This is a genomic window from Chryseobacterium defluvii (assembly GCF_014204415.1).
GTDB lineage: Bacteria > Bacteroidota > Bacteroidia > Flavobacteriales > Weeksellaceae > Chryseobacterium > Chryseobacterium defluvii_A.
Genome location: NZ_JACHLE010000001.1, coordinates 143551 through 162892, shown reverse-complemented (window position 1 = coordinate 162892; position 19342 = coordinate 143551). Strand labels below are relative to the sequence as shown.

The window sequence follows — 19342 nt, the reverse complement described above, 5'->3', positions numbered from 1 at the left end:
TGCTAATTTAATCATCATCTGATAAATCTGCAATATTTTGATTTTCTGAAACTTTTTTCTGATAGGGCTGTATTCTATCTTTCGTTACGCCGCCACTTCGTGGCTCCCGAAATCCGTAATGCTATATATTATGTAGATACTATTGATTTCTTTCTGCGGCTTCTTTGATCGCTGCGTTTCTTTCCAGCAGGAAGTTTCTGAGATAGGCAGTAAGGAAAACCGAGTTAAAGAACCTTCCCAGAACTCCGTAAGGGGATTCAAACTCAAAAATATCCGTCATGATGGTATTTCCGTCTTTTTCTTCGAATATATGCTGATGGCGTAAGGATTTAAAAGTTCCCTCCAGCATAATATCTGTAAACCGATAAGGCTTTTCCATATCCATAATTTTAGAAGTGTGCGTCTGATATATTCCCAGATGCTTTGCCCGCCAGGTAACAGTCTCATTATTTTCTATCAAACCGCTTGTACGCCCTGCAATGGCTTTTTCTTTTGTCTTCGAAGTGGACTGCTGATGCAGGTCTATATCGCGTGCCAGATCGAAAACGGTATGGATATCTGCTTTGATGGCAGTCTGTAAATAAATCTTAGCCATAATACTGTAATACTGAAAGTAATCTAACCTAAAACAGGCAAACAACCTGTTTTTCAATCTTAAATTTTCTCAGGATTTTCAAAAATAGGAGGAAAATGCCACAATTCCAAAGTAATACCAGATTAAAGGTTAAGAAAGTCTCCTCTGGTTCTTTTTTTCTGCAATCTGAAGGTAAAATACATCCAGATCTTAAAGATGAATGTTTTCATTTTTGATTTGGTTTTCTTTATTCAATGCGTGTTTACGGCCTTTTAAGAAGAGTAGTAAATTCAAAAGCATCATTACCCCAAGATAAATGGAAAAACCACCAATCTTTTTGCTTAAAGCTACTACAAGCCTTTCTACTGTTTCTATCTGGAAAAATTCTATAATACACAGGGCAAAACCAAGATTTAAAAGGTAAAAACCTATTTTGAAGAGTGAATTGGTTGCCATTGCAATATCTTTTTTCTGATGAAAGATATCGATCATGAAGGTTTTTGAATTTTTGAAGAGAAATTGTGAAACCAAAACTGTAAGTGCAATTACAATGGGTAAATAAATCATATACGCTGAAAAGTTGTACGTGGTGGTTAAAACTGTTGTTGTCATAAGGTTTTATTTTAATGTTAGTTTTTTTCTTAAGAAATAAAGGGTGAAAATATTGATATAGTGCAGTACGCAAAGAATCAGAATAATGCTGCCTGTACGAACAGCTGCTACAGCTACTATTTCTTCCATACTGTCCACTTTTTCCCAGAAGGCAATGTTAATAGCAATATATCCGAGGTTAACCAGATAATAGCATCCTAAAAGAATCCTGTTGATTGTCAAACAAAGGTGCTTGTCATTGAGAAGGTATTCCAGGTAAGATTCTCCTGCATTATAGCATCTTCTTCCAACATCAATAGTAATGTAAAAACTGATGGAAAGGAATAGTATATAGGAAATAATATTAAACATTTTATAAATATTATATTTTCAATAATTTTTGAAATTAAAGGTCAAATAAAAAGATCTTTGTATACCTCCACTCCTGAACCATCGGTCATGAAAATACTTTCAGGCTTCTTGTCAAGTAATACATTCTGAATATCACTGCTGATGTGTCTTATTTTTTTGATGGTAAAATTAAAATTACTGCTTTCCACCAGATTCCATTTTTGATGTTTTACTTCATACATTCTGGCATTTTGGCTTGCTTTACCACAGAATGCCAGACTTCTTTCAATGACAAATTCTTCTTCTTCCGTAAGTTCCCGATCACTATGCATATTCTTTTTCCCTGCTTCAATTTCCATTTCACACCCAGAGTCTTTAATGAAATATTTCAGATCTTTTTCTGTTTTTGAGATTTTCAGTTTTCGCAGTGAAAAGGGTTCTCCATAAATAAATTTACCGGTAAAATAGGTCATGAATTTCGGTACCATTTCGGAAAGAAAATAAATTCCTTTTATATTTCCGTTATCCTTCTTTTTCACATAAGTCCTTATATTAATTTCAGGAAAATACTGATGAAAAGGAATTTTAAACCCGAATAATCTTGCATTGGAAAATTCAAAACAGACAATACTGATCACTGCCTTTCCATTCAGAAGATCCGGTTCTGTGTCTTTAGGTAAAAATGGTGCAAGCAGTTCAGGATCCATATGAAAGTTCAGATAGATTAAGTTTTCCCAGTTACAGGTCATGAATTTGTATTTCTTTTTCATCATTTAATAGTTTTTATATTTTCAATAATTTTTGAAAGATAAATTGAAATAAAAAAGGACTATTATCCTTTTTTACTTTAATAAATTAGTGATCTTCCCTACCAGCCAGTGATCATCACTTTTAATAGCCAGATCCATAATGTTATTGATCTTTCCGGTTACAGAACTGAAGTCTTCCATTAATTTAATAAACTCTTTTGCTTCCTGGGAGTCTTTGTCTTCAATATTTTTTAAATCATCAAGGAAAGCGATCACAGGTTCAATTTCTCTTTTCCTGCGCTCTTTTGTGATCTGCTTGAACAGGAACCAGACATCTTTTTCTGCTACAAAATACTCCTTACGATCTCCTTTTACCAGTTCCTTTCTTATGATACCCCAATCCATCAGACTGCGGAGATTCATATTGGCATTTCCTCTTGAGATCTCAAGCTGCTCCATCACATCATCAGTGGAAAGCGGCTTACCATTAGCCAGAAGCAAAGCATGCACCTGTGCCATAGTACGGTTGATCCCCCAATTGGTAGCAAATGTTCCCCAGGTCTGAATATATTTTTCTTTGGCTTCTGTAAGTTTCATTTTTGTCAACTTTTATTCTATGACACAAATGTAATTATATTTTTTGAATTTTCAATAATTTTTGAAAATTAATTTCAAAGAAAACAGCCATTTAAATTAAACACCTGTTGATCAATTACTTTTGAATTGTTTTATAGCTTTCTATTAACTTTATAAATTCTGACCTATAGCTTTCCTCATTTTTCTTTTGTTTTCTTTAATACCCAAAAACATTTTTCTTTTTAATTAGCCAGACTCCATCATTATCATTACTGAACTATGTAACAAAAGTTGCAAACTTAAAATCTGTCCACAAAAAAACTAATTCAATAGCAGATTGATTATTTCTAATTTGATTCATCCTCCGAGGAGGCTTCTTCCAACAATTCTTCCAGTTTTTCCTTTTGTGTATTTGAAATATTTTTGGTTTCGATAACCACAACTCCGTTTTCGGCCTTGCTTCCATAGATAGATATCACCTTAGGATTTTTAAAGATCGTAATGCTCTTAATACGGGTGGGTTCCAGGTTTTTAAACCGAACCGCATCAGAAATTTCTCCATTGATAATATACAAAGGTTCGGACTGCTCTTCTTTTACGGACGTTCCGGTAATGATAACTGCCCCATAATTAGTTTTTTCCTGTTGTTTATTCTCTTTATTCCCTACTCCAATGTTAAGCTCTTTCAACTGTTCCTGAATAATGCTTTTTAGTTCGACATCCCGGCTGTTTCCTTCTCTTTTCGCTATTAATGAGGTAGTGTTAATGATGCTTCTTCTTGTTTTATATTTTTCTTTACCGTACGCAGAAATAATAAGATCCGGGATATCATCAGGCGCGATCTGTTCTGCTTCGGGAGTTTCTCTCAGTATGTTTGCTAAAGAATTATTTGGTTTGCCCTGAGGCTGTGCCGAAGAGATAGCTTGGGTAGAATACGATGCAGACTGTTTTGCTCTCTTAGTTCCAAGCGAGGCAATAACCACTTCCTCCATTCCTTTTTCTGTCCTAGTATGCTTATTTTCCGGAATTACTGTTCCGGAATTTTCAGGATCAACTTTTGCCGCAAGGTATCCATCTGCAGATGGACTCACAGGAACATACGCTAATTCTATGTTTTTCTCAACAACAGGTATTTTCCCACTATAAGCGATCACAGGCTGTGGTGGCAAAGTTGCGGGAGCTTCAGGTGCTTTCTCCAGATCAGGTGTTACTGTACTCTCCGTCTTTATATTATCGGTCTGGACTTTAGGAGAGACAGGGCTTTCTGCAATAACAGGATGTATGGGTTCCGGTAAACTTTCTTTTTTGTCAAGAAAATAAAATATTCCGGATCCTATAATAAGGCTTGCAGCAATTCCGTAGGGGATCTTAAGAAAAAAGATTCTTTTTTTCTCTTCCTTTCTCTCTAACCGGTCTTCTATTCTGTCCCAAACTTTTTCAAACCTAGGAAAGGTTTCAGGCTCATCTGAAGACTTTGAGGCTTCACTGAATTTTTGATCGATGTCGTGATTGTTTTCCATTTCTAAAAAAGTTTAAATGTTTTGGTTGATCAGTAGTTCCTGCAATTTTTTTCTTGCAAAATTCAATTGGGATTTGGAGGTTCCTTCACTTATGGAAAGCATTGTTGCAATCTCTTTATGCGGGTAGCCTTCAATGGCAAAGAGATTGAAAATGGCTCTGCAGCCTTCGGGAAGAAAGTTCAGTAAGCTCAAAATGTCCTTTTCAAAAGAAAGACTTTCTTCTGCTTCATGGAAAGAAGGCACATGATAATCTTCCAGCGAAACAGATAGTGTTTTATTACTTCTTAATTTCTGCAGGCATTCATTCACCGTAATCTTTTTAGCCCATGCCTCGAAAATATCCGGATTTTCCAACTGACTGATCTTTGTAAATATCTTATAAAAAGTATCTGCCATTACTTCTTCAATATCTTCATCGCTCTTCAAATAGCGTTTACAGACCAGGTAAAGCTTACCGGCCATCTTTTCGTAGACTTTCCGCTGTGCCTTGCGGTCATTACGTTGACATTCTAATAATAGTTCTCTTTCCATAATCAAACTGCTTTACATTATTATAGATGCAGAAACTTTAGAAAAGGTTGGAAACATAAAAAACTTTTTTTAAAAATACATGAAAAAAGCAAAATCGCAAAAGGGTAAAATGGTCAATTTGCTTTTTTACCTTTCTGCCTTTTCAAAAAGCATATTTAAATTCCCACATCATATCTGTAACAATTTCGTAATGCTTTCGACTATTCCTAATATAATCTTTATCAGTAATGAAAAATAAAAAAATTGCATCACTACTTTTGGTTTTGTCTGCGGGAAGTATGGTATTTGCTCAGGATGACCTGATCAATAAATTGAAAAACAATCAGTCCCAAAATGCTAATTTTCAGTTCACAACTTTAAAAGATATAGGTGTTACTTCTGTAAAAAACCAGGGTTCATCAGGAACATGCTGGAGCTATTCCGGAAATTCCTTCCTTGAGTCCGAAATGCAGCGTATGGGTAAAAAACCTGTGGATCTGGCAGAAATCTTCACTGCAAGAAACTCTTATCATGACAAAGCAAAGTTATATGTATTAAATAATGGCGCGATCAACTGGGGAGACGGTGGAGAGCTTCATGATGTGATCAATATGTACAGAAAATATGGTGCGGTTCCTCAGGATGCTTACACTGGATTAAAATCCGGACAGACCATCAATAATTTCAAGGAAATGCAGGATAAACTGAAGCCTGTACTGGACAGTCTGGTTCAGGCCTCTCAAAAAGGGAAACTTTCTGATAACTGGATGGATGCCGTAGATGCTATTTTAGATGAATATCTTGGAAAAGTTCCTTCTAATTTCACCTATGAGGGAAAATCCTATACCCCGAAAACTTTTGCCAAAGATGTGGTAGGCATTAACCCTGAAGATTATGTAGAATTATCTTCCTATAAGGATTATCCGTATTATCAGAAATTTGTAGTGCCTATTCCTGATAACTGGAGTCATGATTCGGACTGGAATGTACCTATGAAAGATATGACCGCAATCATTGACCATGCTATTAATAAAGGGTATTCTATTGGCTGGGCAACAGATGTTTCCGAGCCTTATTTCTCCTACAAAAACGGGGTGGCCTATGTTCCGGAACTGGATCTGGACCAAACGATGGCTGCGGAAACCAAGCAAAACCTGTTCACAGAGCCTAAAAAGGACAAAACGATCACTGAAGACATGCGTCAGAAAGCTCTCAACAACCTTTCTACGACTGATGATCACGGAATGCATATCGTAGGACTCGCCAAGGATCAGACCGGAAAGGAATATTATATGGTTAAAAATTCCTGGGGAGTTACCAATGATTTCCAAGGCTATATTTATGTCACAAGGCCCTATGTTGAATATAAATCAACAGCAATCCTGGTTCATAAAAATGCGATCCCAAAAAATATTTTAAAGCAGCTAAAGCCTACTAAAAATATTGGCCTGTAAAATCACTTTTGCCATCAATGGCAATTTTAGATATTTAAATCTGTTAAAAAATCCGCTTCCAGAAGTTCTGAAAGCGGATTTGTTTAAGAAAATTTAAATAGGCAATTTATATGTGAATGACGAATAGTGAATTTTGCAATTGTTAATAAATTGACAGCGCAACAAATTCACCATTCACGTTTTCAGTACAAAACTCCCATACTGGATGCTGAGAAGTTTAAGAGTTCTTCTGTCTTTCCGTCTTTTATTTTCTTCACCCACTCATGATCCTGTAAAAGGGCACGCCCAACAGCAACCAAGTCAAAATCCTGTCTTTCAAGCCTTCTTAATAATTCAGACAGGTCTGTTTTTTCAGAGCCTTCACCGGCAAAAGATCCCATAAAGTCTCCTTTAAGCCCTACTGATCCTACCGTAATTGTAGGCTGTCCGGTTATTTTCTTTGCCCAGCCTGCAAAATTAAGATCAGAACCTTCAAATTCAGGTTCCCAGAAACGGCGCTGGGAGCAATGGAAGATATCTGCTCCGGCTTCTTTCATAGGTAAAAGCCAGTCTTCCATTTCGGAAGGAGTGGCAGCCAGCCTGCTATTGTAATCCTGCTGTTTCCATTGCGAAAGGCGGATAATAATGGTAAAATCTTCTCCTACTGCTGCTCTCATTGCTTTAATCACATCAACGGCAAAACGGGTCCTTTCTTTCAGTGTTTTACCCCCATATTCATCAGTCCGTGTATTGGTTACATTCCAAAAGAACTGATCGATAAGATAGCCGTGCGCCCCGTGGATCTCAAAACAATCAAATCCAAGGTCTTTGGCAACTTTTGCGGAAGCTGCAAACTGGGCAATGGTATCCTGAATATCTTCCAGGGTCATTTCCGATACTTTTTCCATTGGAAATAACGGATATTCTTCAGACATCCTCGTATCTCCTACATGCCAGATCTGCGGCCCCATTTTCCCGCCGTTATGATGAACTGCATCAATGACTTCTTTCCATCCCTGCAATGCCTTATCTCCATAGAAATCCGGGATATTCTGCATATTTTTTGAAGCAGGCCTGTTAATCACCGTACCTTCCGAAAGGATCAGGCCTACTTCTGAGGCAGCCCTTCTTGCATAATAGTCTACTATTTCCGGAGTAGGTACTCCATTGTCTGATTTTGCCCTCGTCATCGGAGCCATTACCACTCTGTTCTTAAGTTCTAGATTTTTGTATCTGAATGGGTTGAATAATGCGTCTATACTCATTTTTGAAATTAATTTATATTGATTGTTTTCAAATTGTTACACAAAGTAACTAATAATAGTTTATATTTGTATCTGTAAAAGAGAAAAAACTGGTAACTTTGCCGTAACCAACATTAGTAACCTATTTGTAACAGATGAAAAAAAACGAACTGATGAAGCATAATTGCCCTTTAGGCAAGGCCATGTCTGCTTTAGGAAGTAAATGGAAACCCATCATTGCCCTGGTCATCAAGGACCGGAAGCTTCGTTTTGGAGAGCTTGCTGTCCGTATTAATGTAATTTCCAGGAAGGTGCTTACGGATCAGCTGAGAGAAATGGAAACCGACGGGCTGATCATCCGTGAAGAATTCAAAGAGATCCCTCCAAGGGTGGAATACTCACTTACGGAAAAGGGATTGGCACTTTTGCCTATTCTTTATTTATTAGAGGAATGGGAAGCAAAATATCAGAATAAGGAAGAATTTGCAGAATATGCAAAGTGCACCAAATAAGAATCGGGTTTCAACTTCGTTGAAACCCGATTCTGTATCTTTTATCCTCAATTAAAATATCGCAGGGTATTTCTGAGGATTTGCTTCATTAAACATTGCATAAATTCTTTCTACCATATCATCTGCAGACGGTTTACTGAAATAATCCCCGTCACTTGCATAGGCAGGTCTGTGATCATTGGCTGCAATCGTTAACGGATCAGAATCCAGATATCTGAATGCTTTCTGCTTTTCTAAGATCTGCTGAAGGATAAATGCTGAAGTTCCTCCTTCCACATCTTCGTCAATGACAACCAGCCTGTTTGTTTTCTTAACGCTGTCCGCAATTTCATGAGATAAATCGAAAGGAATTAAAGACTGGATATCGATCACTTCTGCAGAAATTCCGAGTTTTTCCAATTCTCCGGCTGCTTCCATTACAATTCTCCATGTAGATCCATAAGTTACAAGGGTAACATCTTTACCTTCTTTTGTCACTTCAATTTTACCTACAGGAACCGTGAATTCACCCAGGTTATCCGGCTGCTTTTCTTTTAACCTGTATCCGTTCAGGCATTCCACGATCACGGCAGGCTCATCAGCCTGAAGCATCGTATTATAGAATCCTGCTGCTTTGGTAAGGTTTCTCGGAACCAGAACCAGAATACCTTTTGAAAGGTTAAGGATCCCAGCCATCGGAGAACCTGAATGCCAGATCCCCTCTAACCTGTGCCCTCTGGTTCTGATGGTCACAGGAGCTTTCTGACCTCCTTTTGTTCTGTACTGCACCGTAGCCAGATCATCGCTCATTCCCTGCAAACAGTATAAGATGTAATCCAGATACTGGATTTCGGCAATAGGCCTTAGCCCTCTCATCGCCATCCCGATACCCTGCCCAAGAATGGTAGCTTCACGGATTCCGGTATCTGCAACACGAACTTCACCGTATTTTTCCTGCATTCCTTCCAAGCCCTGGTTTACGTCACCGATATTTCCGGCATCTTCACCGAATACTAAGGTTTCAGGATATTTTTCAAATATTTTATCAAAATTATTTCTTACCACTACTCTTCCGTCCACATCTTCAGAACTGTCAGAATAAACAGGTTTGATCTCTTTTACATTTTCAGCTTTCCATTGTGACTGGGAGTATAAATGGGAAGAATAGTTATCTTTTTCTATTTCGAAAACTTCATTGTACTTCTGCATCAATTGGGTTCTTTCGACAGAACTGATCCCTCTGGTTGCCAATAAAGTTTTTCTTGCCAGATGGAAGACATCTTTTTTGGCTTTGGAAACCAGTTTGTTGAACTGTTCGATATAAGTCCCGATCTCGGCATCCTGCCCTTTAAGGTTTTCAACGAAAGGTAAAACAGCCTGAATCAGATGCGTAATTGTAGTCTGATAGTTTTCCCAAGCGGTTTTCTGCCCTGCCTTTACCGTTTTCTTAGCTTCACTATCGATAGCATCCAATTCCTCTGCTGTGGCTATAATTTCTTCTTTACCATCAATTTCGATCGAATAGTTCAGGATCCACTCTCTGAATTTTACCAATCCGTCAAATTCTGCTTCCCAGGAAAGACGCTCTTCATTTTTGTATCTTTCATGAGAACCCGATGTAGAATGCCCCTGAGGCTGGGTAACTTCTATAACATGAACAACCACGGGAACACTTTCTGTTCTGGCAAAGTGTTCTGCTTTGGCATAAGCGTCCAATAATGCCGGGTAATCCCAAGCTTTCACCTGGATGATCTCACAACCCTGATTCTCGCCTTCTTTTCTCTGGAAACCGCTAAGCATTTCAGCAATATCCGCCTTTGCTCTCTGGTTGGTTGTAGGAACCGAAATCCCATAACCGTCATCCCAGATGGAAACCACCATAGGAACCTGAAGGGCACAGGCAGCGTTTAAGGTTTCCCAGAAATGGCCTTCCGCAGTAGAGGCATCTCCAATTGTTCCGAAAGCAATTTCATTTCCATTTTTTGAGAATTTTTCTGAGCCTTCGAATTTTACACTTTTATATATTTTGGACGCCTGGGCCAATCCTAATAATCTGGGCATCTGACCTGCCGTAGGGGAAATATCCGAAGAAATATTTTTCTGGGCAGTAAGGTCTTTCCAGCTTCCATCTTCATTCAAACTTCTGGTTGCAAAATGCCCGTTCATCTGTCTTCCGGCGGATGCAGGCTCTCTTTCCACACTGGTATCTGCATACAGCTGGGCAAAAAAGCTTTCCACCGTAAGAGCATCTACAGCCAACGCAAAGGTCTGATCCCTGTAATAACCTGAACGGAAGTCCCCGTTTTTGAAAACTTTTGCCATGGCAAGCTGGGGAAGTTCTTTACCATCCCCGAAAATTCCGAATTTAGCTTTTCCCGTAAGGACTTCTCTTCTTCCTAAATAAGACATCTCACGAGATACCCTGCCTAATGTATAGTCTCCAAGTATCTGGTTTTTAAAATCCTGAAAAGAAATCTGCTGTGTTTCAATATAGGTTGTCTGCATAGCCCAATATAAAATTTTTATGTTCTCGAAGTATTTCGCTAATATACACTTTTTAAATTAATTTTAATTTTTAATAATCTTTTTTAAAAATTTGATAATAAAAAAAATTGTGTTTTAATTTGAAATAAATTTATAATAATGGAAAAAAAATCACCTCATATCCTTAATGCATCCAGTAATCTTTTAGGATTTTCGTTACTTATCATCACTTCATTGAAGATCACTAAAATAAGTAATAATACTCATTTGGATGAATTTGCCGGCGCAGCATGCCTGCTTTTTGCCTGCAGCTGTTTTTTCTCGTTTCTTGCAATAAGATCCAGGAATGAAAAGCGGGAAAACAAATTTGAGACTATTGCAGATTATTTATTTTTAATCGCTTTATTTTGCATAGTTCTGGCGGTTGTTATTGTAACAGTAAAAATAATTGATTAGGTCTATTACTTTAAATTTATATTTTCCTGTAAAAGTTTACCGCACTCAAAATAACTCACGCTGCTGTTCTTCAAAAACATGCTGTTTATCATCAATAATTCACTATTGCTTACTTATATAAACGAAAAATATTTCACAAAACACAAACTAAAATAAAGGCATTTATACATCAAGTTATCAAATAGTTAATCACTATTTCTATAATGGCACAAAAGTTGCGAACAAAGAGCGTAAAGTTCTTTAACTTTAATAAAAAATAAATACAATGAGAAAAAAATTATTATCAACCCTTGGTGTTGTTGCAACATCATTATTTACGTATGCACAGGTAGGAATAAATACAAATAACCCTCAAACAATCCTTCATGTGGACGGAGCTAAAGATAACTCTGCTACAGGTGTGCCTTCCGTTGCACAACAAACCAATGATTTTGTTGTCACCGCGACTGGTAATACAGGTATAGGGACCAATGCCCCCACTCAAAAGATTGATGTAGCTACCGGAAACGTGCGGATCCGTGATATTACTACCAATATAGGTGTTGGGGGAACAGACAGAGTGGTGGTCGCTGATGCTACCGGAATTTTAAAAACAGTGAATTTTGCCGATTATTCGTTATTCCATGCACGTTTAGCCAATAGCCAGAGTCATATAGCCGGAAGCGGCACAGGTAATATTACCACTCTGCTGTTTGCTGCTCCTTTGGCGACTTCCCCATATTATAATTATAATACAAGCACGGGTACATTAACTTTTACTCAGCCGGGAAATTATCTTGTAACGTTACAAGCAGGTTTTGCCAGTGCTCCTGCAGGAACCCAGTTGCTTATCGGCATAAGACCTGTTCCCGATGCTGATTATTTAGGAAGGGGAAGCCATTACAATGCTGTATCTACCAGCAGTACTATTGGCGAACTAATGAATTATACAACCATGATCATAGTACCCTCAATAGGTTATCGGATCCGTTTTACAGCTGCTCCCAATGCAAACTGTACAATCTTATCTACAGAAACCGGCTCTACGGGTAGTGGAAATGTGACTAACGTAACGGTACAAAAAATATAATATGATAAAAAAGCGGAACAAATAAATTGTTCCGCTTTTTTATTTATGTACTTTATTATCTAAAACTTTCTTTCAATTACATAATCCAGCATGCTGTGTAAGGATCTTTTCGCATCAGATTCCGGGAACTCATTAAGGATATCTTTTGCTTTCTGCTGGAAATCTTTCATTATACCAATAGCATAATCCAGGCCACCGGAACTTTTCACGAAAGCAATAAGCTCTTTCACGCGCTTTTGGTCATTATTATAACGTTTTATCGTATTGAAATAATACTTCCTGTCTTTTTCACCGGCAGTTTTTAAAGTATGGATGAGAGGCAGGGTCATTTTCTGCTCTTTGATATCAATTCCAACGGGTTTACCGATAACATTAGAGCTTAAATAGTCAAACAGATCATCTTTGATCTGGAATGCCATTCCGGTAAAGGTCCCGAAATCCTGCATCTTTTTAGCCAGAACTTCATCTGCATCATTCGATAAAACACCGATCTCACAACAGGCAGCAATTAAGGTTGCTGTTTTCTGACGGATAATTTCATAATAAACATCCTCAGTAATATCCAGTTTTCTGGCTTTTTCCAACTGAAGAAGCTCTCCTTCAGACATTTCCCGGATGGTTCTGGAAATCACGCTGAGAAGATCGTAATCTTTATGATCTGTAGACAGCAAAACGGATTTGGACAAAAGATAATCTCCTACCAAAACTGCAATTTTATTTTTCCATAAGGCGTTGATCGAGAAGAAATTCCGTCTCTTGAAGCTTTCATCCACCACATCGTCGTGCACCAGAGTAGCCGTATGGATCAGTTCGATCATGGATGCTCCACGATAGGTCTTTTCGTTAACATTCCCGATAAGTCTTGCACAGAGAAATACAAACATAGGACGCATCTGCTTTCCCTTTGTAGTAACAATAAAACGGGTTACTTTATCCAATAAAGGGACTTTGCTCTGCATTGATTCATAAAACTTCTGCTCGAAAAGCTTCATTTCCTCATTGATCGGTTGCTTGATTTCTTCTACGATATTCGCCACAGTCTGTGAATGAAAGATAATTAATTATTAATTCTCACAAAGATAATTTTTTTCGTAAAATATCTCTTTATTTTTTATTTTTATCTTTCTAAATTAACCTGTAAACACAAATCATCATGAATTTAAAGTTCGTTTTTTTATCTGTATTGGCTTCCTCTTTCATTAATGCCCAGCATGGTGGCGGAGAATTTTCTCCCAAACGAACGGAATGCCTTTCCGAAAGTGACAGAGTACAGATCAACAGCATGCTTACTGCTAATAAAGCACGTCTTACTCAAGAGAAAAAATTATCTACTCACAAGGCTCTGGCTCATCCTTTATTCATCTGGCCGGTACAGAAAAGCCCAGGCTCCCCGTATAACGAAGTATGGAGCATTTCAAATCATGTAGATCATAACCTGAACTATCCCAACCAATTGCAGGACTGGAACTGCGGAACCCGAACCTATGATACCAGCTCCGGAAATCATAGGGGTATCGATATTTTTACGTGGCCTTTCGGATGGTACCAGATGGATAATAACCAGGCACAGGTAGTCGCTGCAGCTCCCGGAATAATCGTTGGAAAGAGTAATGGCAATTATGACCGGAACTGTGCTTTTAACAGTGATAACTGGAATGCCATATATGTACAGCATAGTGACGGGAGTACGGCCTGGTACGGACATATGAAAAACAATTCCCTGACCGCAAAAGGTATTGGAGAAAGTGTTTCTGCCGGTGAATACCTGGGTATCATAGGAAGTTCGGGAAATTCCACCGGACCTCATCTCCATTTTGAGGTTTACAACAGCAGCAATGAATTGGTGGATCCTTATCAGGGAGCCTGCAATACATGGCCCTCTTCTACAGATACATGGTGGCAATCCCAAAAACCTTATCTGGATCCTAAGATCAATGGAATATTTACCCACAGCAGCTCTGTAATCTTCAATAATGGCTGTGGAGTTCAGGAGACTACAAATTTTAAAAACGCCTTCAATATGGGTGAGGGTCTTTATGTATATATCTACCTGGCCGATATTCCGGTAGGGACTCCCGCTAATATGAAACTGACCAGGCCGGATAATACGATTGCCTATAACAGTAATTTTAATATCAACACATTTTATGCAGCCTCTTATTGGTATTGGTCAATCCCTTCATCTACTTTTAACCAAAACGGCAACTGGAAAGCTTCCGTGACGATAAACGGGCAAACAGTGACTCATAATTTCACCTTCGGCACCCTAAGTACTCTGGACATTATCCAAAAGGAAGCTTTAGAGATCTCAAATCCGGTAATGAATCAAACAATGGATATTCTTTACAAAAGTTCAAAAGCAGAAGATGATTTTGTTCTTGAGATCATCAGCATGGATGGAAAACTTCTCAAAAAATCAAAGGTAAAACTTAAGGAAGGGGTAAATACATTCCCCTTTACCTATGAAAAAGGAAATTATATTGTCACGATCACCAACGGACAACTTAAAAAAAGTTTTAAAATAATTAATCAATAGATTTTCTCAAGCCCGGTATTCATTTGCCGGGTTTATTTTTATCTGAGGGAATAAAGTATAACCCCTGTTTTGTACTACCCAGCGGAGAATTGAATTTTTCCCCAGAAATATAAATCCCATCTTCATTTACCGCAATCCCCTCGATTTGTCCTATTGACAATGAGCTTCCCAAATAATAGTGCTTTGGAGAGCTATTAAAGAATATTCCGGGTTCGGTTTCATCAAAAATATCTAAAAAGACCTCTGTTTTTTTTGTATATCCTATCAGATAAAGCTTTTGAGCAAAATAAGCAGCGTCCGTCACCACAAAACCGGTTTTATACGTTTCCGCTTTTTGTGCTTTCTGATTTTCTGAAATCTCAGGATCAATGATATAATGAGTGGTTGCCTTTGAAGCCCACTCTTTTGTAAACAGGTGCAGTTTCCCGTTCAGCCAGATCATGGCTTCAACATCGAAATCCGTATCTGTATTTTTAGGTGTAAAATCTGTCTGCTCAGGATAATAAAAAGAAATAGTAGCAGCAGGATCAATCGTCAGGTTTTCTTTTTGAAAGGGAATTTTAAATATTTTCAGGTCTTTCCTGGTTCCCAAATTATTCCCAAAATCCCCGATATAGAAATGCTCCCCGTCATTGGCCAATGCTTCCCAGTCTGTGTTAGAAGCATTAATTTTCATCACCGAGATAATATTTCCGGAACCTTTGTCAATTTCAAAAAGTTCCGGTGTATTTCCACTGTCATTGAACGTGTAGAGCCTGTTTTTGAAAAGATTCAGTCCTGAGGTTTCCCGGATCTTATCATCAAGGTAACTGACCTTATATTTTTTTATTTTCAGAAAATCTGTCTCCTGGGAAAATACAGACTGGGAGATAATGACGGCAAAAAACAGAAGTTTTTTCATCTGATAAAAATAAAATTTTATTATCAATAATTTCCTTTCCAGCGCAAGAGTTGCAAGAGTTTTTTAAGTGCTTACGTTAAGGTAACCTCTGATGTGCTTTTTAAACGCCAAGGTAAACAAAGATTCTTTTTTTCCTTTATACTGTATTATTTTTAAGTTCGCAAAGGCTGAACTACATTCGTAAACCTTCAGATTATATTCACGTTAAGTTAAAAGGAACCGATCAGTTGTATAAGAAATTTAGTCTGTAGTTTTATTAGCCAGCTGGCCGCATGCTGCATCAATATCCCCGCCACGGCTTCTCCGGATCATTACGGTAACACCAGCATTTTCAAGCTGACGGACATAGTTTTCTTCGGCCTGCTTGTTACATTGGTCATATTTCCCGTCACCGATCGGATTATACTGAATGAGATTAACTTTGGAAGGAACCTGTTTGCAATACCTGATCAATGCTTTGATGTCTTCATCCTTATCATTGATATTCTTCCATACACAATATTCAAAGGTAATGACCGAGCCTGTTTTCTGATACCAGTACTGTAAAGCTTCCATAATTTCGGTTAACGGAAACTTATCGGAAAACGGCATGATCTCATTACGCTTGGACTCTATAGCTGAATGAAGCGATAATGCCAGTTTAACACGCAGATCTTCATCCGCAAGCATTTTGATCATTTTCGGAATTCCTGATGTAGAAACGGTGATCCTTCTTGGAGACATTCCCAAACCTTCGGGCTGAGTAATTTTCCGGATGGATTCGACTACATTCTTATAATTCATCATGGGTTCTCCCATTCCCATAAAAACGATATTGGAAAGGGGTCTGTCAAAATACAGTCTGCTTTGTTTATCAATCAGGGCAACCTGATCCACAATTTCCGCAACTTCCAGATTTCTCATCCTTTTCAGTCTGGCGGTAGCGCAGAATTCGCAGTTCAATGAACATCCTACCTGAGAAGAAACACAGGCTGTCGTCCTGGTCTCCGTAGGAATAAGAACAGATTCTACCAGCAAGCCGTCATGAAGCTTCACCCCATTTTTTATGGTGCCATCCGTACTTTTTTGAAGCTGGTCTACAGAAACAGGATTGATGGTATATTCTTCGGAAATTTTTTCCCGAAGCGGTTTTGAAAGATTCGTCATTTCATCAATCGAATGGAGGTTTTTACTCCACAACCAATCATAGACCTGTTTCGCCCGAAACGGTTTTTCTCCCAAAGACACAAAGTAATCTTTAAGCTGGTCCAGTGATAAAGTTCTGATATCTTTCATTATAAGGTGGCAGATGTCAGGATAAAGGTACAGGTAATAGCTTACCTGCAACCTTTTACCTTATATCTTTTCTATAAAATTAACATGGCATCTCCATAAGAGTAGAATTTATATTTCTCTTTTACGGCTTCTTCATAGGCATGCATTACAAAATCCCTCCCGGCAAACGCAGCGATCATCATAATAAGGGTAGATTTCGGCGTGTGGAAGTTAGTGATCATTGTGTTGGCTACTCCAAAATCATGAGGCGGATAAATGAACTTGTTGGTCCATCCATGGAAAGCAGAGATTTTCTTGTTTGAAGAAACTGAAGTTTCCAATGCTCTCATTGTTGTTGTCCCTACTGCACAAACTCTTCTGTTTGCATCTACTGCTTTATTAATGATCTCGGCATTTTTATCATCGATAAAAACTTCTTCGGACTCCATTTTGTGCTTGGAAAGGTCTTCTACTTCAATAGGATTAAAGGTCCCTAATCCCACATGAAGGGTGATCTCTGCAAAATCAATTCCTTTGATCTCCAGCCTTTTCATAAGGTGTTTAGAGAAATGCAGACCGGCTGTAGGAGCTGCTACTGCTCCTTCTATTTTTGCATAGATGGTCTGATATCTTTCCGCATCTTCCGGCTCTACTGCTCTTTTGATGTATTTTGGAAGCGGGGTTTCTCCCAGCTCTTTTAATTTGGCTCTGAATTCTTCATAAGAACCATCAAATAAGAATCTCAATGTTCTTCCTCTGGAAGTTGTATTATCAATTACTTCGGCCACTAAAGATTCATCTTCAGTGAAAAATAACTTGTTACCAATTCTTATTTTTCTGGCAGGATCTACTAATACGTCCCAAACACGGGTTTCCTTATCAAGCTCCCTTAAAAGGAATACTTCAATTTTAGCTCCTGTTTTTTCCTTATTTCCGTAAAGACGTGCAGGAAAAACTTTAGTATTGTTGAAAATAAACAGATCTTTCTCATCAAAATAATCTACCACATCTTTAAACAATTTGTGCTCAATGGTTTCTGTTTTTCTGTTCAAAACCATTAGTCTTGCTTCGTCTCTGTGCTCTGATGGATGTTCTGCCAATAATTCCGCAGGAAGATCAAAATTAAAATCGGATGTTTTCATTTTTTAAATTACGGTTTAAAAATTATGAAAGTTACATGGTGTAATTTTCGAGGTGCAAATATACGACATTCGATACCCCTTTGTCAAGTTTTATTTTATATAGCTTCAAAAACATAATATCGTAGTAGTTCTAAAACGAAAAAAGAACTATTTTTGAAACTAAAATTGATATATATGAGCAAATATTCATTAGAAGCATTCGTTAATGAAACAAAAGAAAACCCGCAGGAGAGAGATTATTTCGAGCTTGAGAAACCCCAGCTTTTAGAGATCAACCTTAATAACCAGGCAGTATGGACCAAAGCCGGAAGTATGGTGGGATATGTAGGAAGCATTAATTTCGAAAGGCAGGGAATGCTTTCAGGAGGTTTAGGGAATTTATTAAAAAAAGTAGTCAGCGGAGAAGGTTCCAAACTGATGAAAGCCGAAGGAACGGGAAGATTATATGTAGCAGATTCCGGAAAGAAGGTGCGTATCCTGTATCTGAACAATGAAGCGGTATGCGTCAATGGAAATGATGTTCTGGCCCATGAACAAAGCATAAAAAGTGATATCACCATGCTGAAAAGTATTGCGGGGATGATGTCGGGCGGATTATTCCAGGTAAGACTTTCCGGGACAGGGCATATTGCCATTACCACCCACGGTGATCCTCTGACATTAATGGTAACCCCGGACAACCCTGTTTTTACAGACCCTAATGCCACGGTTGCCTGGTCAGGAAATTTAAGCCCTGAACTGAAAACCAATGTATCTCTAAAAAGCCTTATCGGAAGAGGAAGCGGAGAGGAATTCCAGATGAAATTCTCGGGAAGCGGATGGGTGCTTATTCAGCCTTATGAGGAGGTGTATGTAGTGGAAAAATAATTGATATAAAATAAAAAGCAAAGACATTCTATTCTGTCTTTGCTTTTTAATATTCAAAGAACTCCAGGAGCTTTTTCCATTCTTCTAATTTCTTTTCTAATGAAACAGTATGCAGCGGACTTGTAGAGGGTAATAGAAATATGGGAATTCTGAAGTTCTTTCCTAAAATTTTCTGCAGGTTTTTATAGGATTTCCCTCCGTTACAGAAGATAGCTCCAATGTTCGGATGTTCTTCCAGAAGTTCTGCGATCTGGTTGGCTTCTTCATTCCTGATTTCAGTATCCAGGCTTCCTTTTCTTTCACAGGAGTCAATAACATCCCAAAGTGCGATATGATACTTCTTTAAAATGCTAACTCTTCCGGCATAATCTTCTGTAAATTCTTCATTCAATAAGGTAAAGATGATTTTCCAGAATGCATTCTGCGGATGGGCATAATACTGTTGTTTTTCTAAAGACCTCACACCGGGAATTGAGCCTAAGATCAAGATCCTGGAATGATGGTCTATAATTGGAGGAAAAGAATAAATCCTGTTTTGCATTGTTCAAATGTAAGAATTTGGCTGAAGTCTTGAAAATGAGGTATGAAAAACGG

General features: G+C 38.1%; 20 protein-coding genes. 6 read left to right on the top strand and 14 right to left on the bottom strand.

What is annotated here, in order from left to right:
- Positions 1–139: 139 nt before the first annotated feature.
- The 7 genes from HNP38_RS00745 to HNP38_RS00715 all read right to left on the bottom strand — a co-directional run bounded on the left by HNP38_RS00745 (position 140) and on the right by HNP38_RS00715 (position 4892).
- Positions 140–595, bottom strand: coding sequence for an SRPBCC family protein (locus tag HNP38_RS00745; RefSeq protein ID WP_184182956.1), 456 nt, complete (start codon positions 593–595; stop codon positions 140–142).
- 189 nt (positions 596–784) lie between these two features.
- Positions 785–1186 (bottom strand): hypothetical protein, encoded by a 402-nt coding sequence (locus tag HNP38_RS00740; RefSeq protein ID WP_184182953.1) that lies wholly within the window; start codon positions 1184–1186, stop codon positions 785–787.
- 6 nt (positions 1187–1192) lie between these two features.
- Positions 1193–1537: a hypothetical protein gene (locus tag HNP38_RS00735; protein WP_184182950.1), complete on the bottom strand. Its 345-nt coding sequence runs from the start codon at positions 1535–1537 to the stop codon at positions 1193–1195.
- A gap of 41 nt (positions 1538–1578) precedes the next feature.
- Positions 1579–2289 (bottom strand): DUF2071 domain-containing protein, encoded by a 711-nt coding sequence (locus tag HNP38_RS00730; RefSeq protein WP_184182943.1) that lies wholly within the window; start codon positions 2287–2289, stop codon positions 1579–1581.
- 69 nt (positions 2290–2358) lie between these two features.
- Positions 2359–2862 carry a GbsR/MarR family transcriptional regulator gene (locus HNP38_RS00725; protein WP_184182940.1) on the bottom strand — a complete coding sequence of 168 codons (504 nt, stop codon included), beginning with the start codon at positions 2860–2862 and terminating at the stop codon, positions 2359–2361.
- A 326-nt stretch (positions 2863–3188) separates the two neighbouring features.
- The gene (locus tag HNP38_RS00720) at positions 3189–4361 is read right to left on the bottom strand and encodes a hypothetical protein (RefSeq protein WP_184182937.1); all 1173 of its coding nucleotides are present in this window, start codon (positions 4359–4361) and stop codon (positions 3189–3191) included.
- 12 nt (positions 4362–4373) lie between these two features.
- Positions 4374–4892, bottom strand: coding sequence for an RNA polymerase sigma factor (locus HNP38_RS00715; RefSeq protein ID WP_184182934.1), 519 nt, complete (start codon positions 4890–4892; stop codon positions 4374–4376).
- Positions 4893–5119: 227 nt separating this feature from the next.
- On the opposite strand from HNP38_RS00715, the gene HNP38_RS00710 reads away from it, so the two are divergent.
- Entirely contained in the window at positions 5120–6325 is a 1206-nt protein-coding gene (locus tag HNP38_RS00710; protein ID WP_184182931.1) for an aminopeptidase C, read from the top strand.
- Between the two features lie 182 nt (positions 6326–6507).
- Here HNP38_RS00710 and HNP38_RS00705 read toward each other — a convergent pair whose 3' ends face one another.
- Positions 6508–7569, bottom strand: coding sequence for an NADH:flavin oxidoreductase (locus HNP38_RS00705; RefSeq protein ID WP_184182927.1), 1062 nt, complete (start codon positions 7567–7569; stop codon positions 6508–6510).
- A 134-nt stretch (positions 7570–7703) separates the two neighbouring features.
- Between HNP38_RS00705 and HNP38_RS00700 the strand changes: the two genes are divergently transcribed.
- Positions 7704–8060, top strand: coding sequence for a winged helix-turn-helix transcriptional regulator (locus tag HNP38_RS00700; RefSeq protein ID WP_184182924.1), 357 nt, complete (start codon positions 7704–7706; stop codon positions 8058–8060).
- 51 nt (positions 8061–8111) lie between these two features.
- Here the strand turns inward: HNP38_RS00700 and HNP38_RS00695 are convergent, their stop codons facing one another.
- The gene (locus tag HNP38_RS00695; RefSeq protein WP_184182921.1) at positions 8112–10544 is read right to left on the bottom strand and encodes a thiamine pyrophosphate-dependent enzyme; all 2433 of its coding nucleotides are present in this window, start codon (positions 10542–10544) and stop codon (positions 8112–8114) included.
- A gap of 138 nt (positions 10545–10682) precedes the next feature.
- Here HNP38_RS00695 and HNP38_RS00690 point away from each other — a divergent pair, with 138 nt between their 5' ends.
- Positions 10683–10979 carry a hypothetical protein gene (locus HNP38_RS00690; RefSeq protein WP_184182918.1) on the top strand — a complete coding sequence of 99 codons (297 nt, stop codon included), beginning with the start codon at positions 10683–10685 and terminating at the stop codon, positions 10977–10979.
- 265 nt (positions 10980–11244) lie between these two features.
- Positions 11245–12048 (top strand): hypothetical protein, encoded by an 804-nt coding sequence (locus tag HNP38_RS00685; protein ID WP_184182915.1) that lies wholly within the window; start codon positions 11245–11247, stop codon positions 12046–12048.
- Between the two features lie 59 nt (positions 12049–12107).
- Here HNP38_RS00685 and HNP38_RS00680 read toward each other — a convergent pair whose 3' ends face one another.
- Positions 12108–13085, bottom strand: coding sequence for a polyprenyl synthetase family protein (locus tag HNP38_RS00680; RefSeq protein ID WP_184182912.1), 978 nt, complete (start codon positions 13083–13085; stop codon positions 12108–12110).
- 116 nt (positions 13086–13201) lie between these two features.
- On the opposite strand from HNP38_RS00680, the gene HNP38_RS00675 reads away from it, so the two are divergent.
- The gene (locus HNP38_RS00675) at positions 13202–14584 is read left to right on the top strand and encodes a peptidoglycan DD-metalloendopeptidase family protein (RefSeq protein ID WP_184182909.1); all 1383 of its coding nucleotides are present in this window, start codon (positions 13202–13204) and stop codon (positions 14582–14584) included.
- A 19-nt stretch (positions 14585–14603) separates the two neighbouring features.
- Here HNP38_RS00675 and HNP38_RS00670 read toward each other — a convergent pair whose 3' ends face one another.
- The 3 genes from HNP38_RS00670 to queA all read right to left on the bottom strand — a co-directional run bounded on the left by HNP38_RS00670 (position 14604) and on the right by queA (position 17881).
- Positions 14604–15485: a hypothetical protein gene (locus HNP38_RS00670; RefSeq protein WP_184182906.1), complete on the bottom strand. Its 882-nt coding sequence runs from the start codon at positions 15483–15485 to the stop codon at positions 14604–14606.
- A 240-nt stretch (positions 15486–15725) separates the two neighbouring features.
- On the bottom strand, positions 15726–16760 hold the full coding sequence (gene rlmN / locus HNP38_RS00665) for a 23S rRNA (adenine(2503)-C(2))-methyltransferase RlmN (RefSeq protein WP_184182903.1): 1035 nt from the start codon (positions 16758–16760) through the stop codon (positions 15726–15728).
- A gap of 71 nt (positions 16761–16831) precedes the next feature.
- Positions 16832–17881, bottom strand: a complete 1050-nt coding sequence (queA, locus tag HNP38_RS00660; protein ID WP_184182898.1) for a tRNA preQ1(34) S-adenosylmethionine ribosyltransferase-isomerase QueA — start codon at positions 17879–17881, stop codon at positions 16832–16834.
- 174 nt (positions 17882–18055) lie between these two features.
- Between queA and HNP38_RS00655 the strand changes: the two genes are divergently transcribed.
- Entirely contained in the window at positions 18056–18748 is a 693-nt protein-coding gene (locus HNP38_RS00655) for an AIM24 family protein (RefSeq protein WP_184182895.1), read from the top strand.
- A 46-nt stretch (positions 18749–18794) separates the two neighbouring features.
- Here the strand turns inward: HNP38_RS00655 and HNP38_RS00650 are convergent, their stop codons facing one another.
- Positions 18795–19289, bottom strand: a complete 495-nt coding sequence (locus HNP38_RS00650) for a DNA-deoxyinosine glycosylase (protein WP_184182892.1) — start codon at positions 19287–19289, stop codon at positions 18795–18797.
- Between the last annotated feature and the right edge of the window lie 53 nt (positions 19290–19342).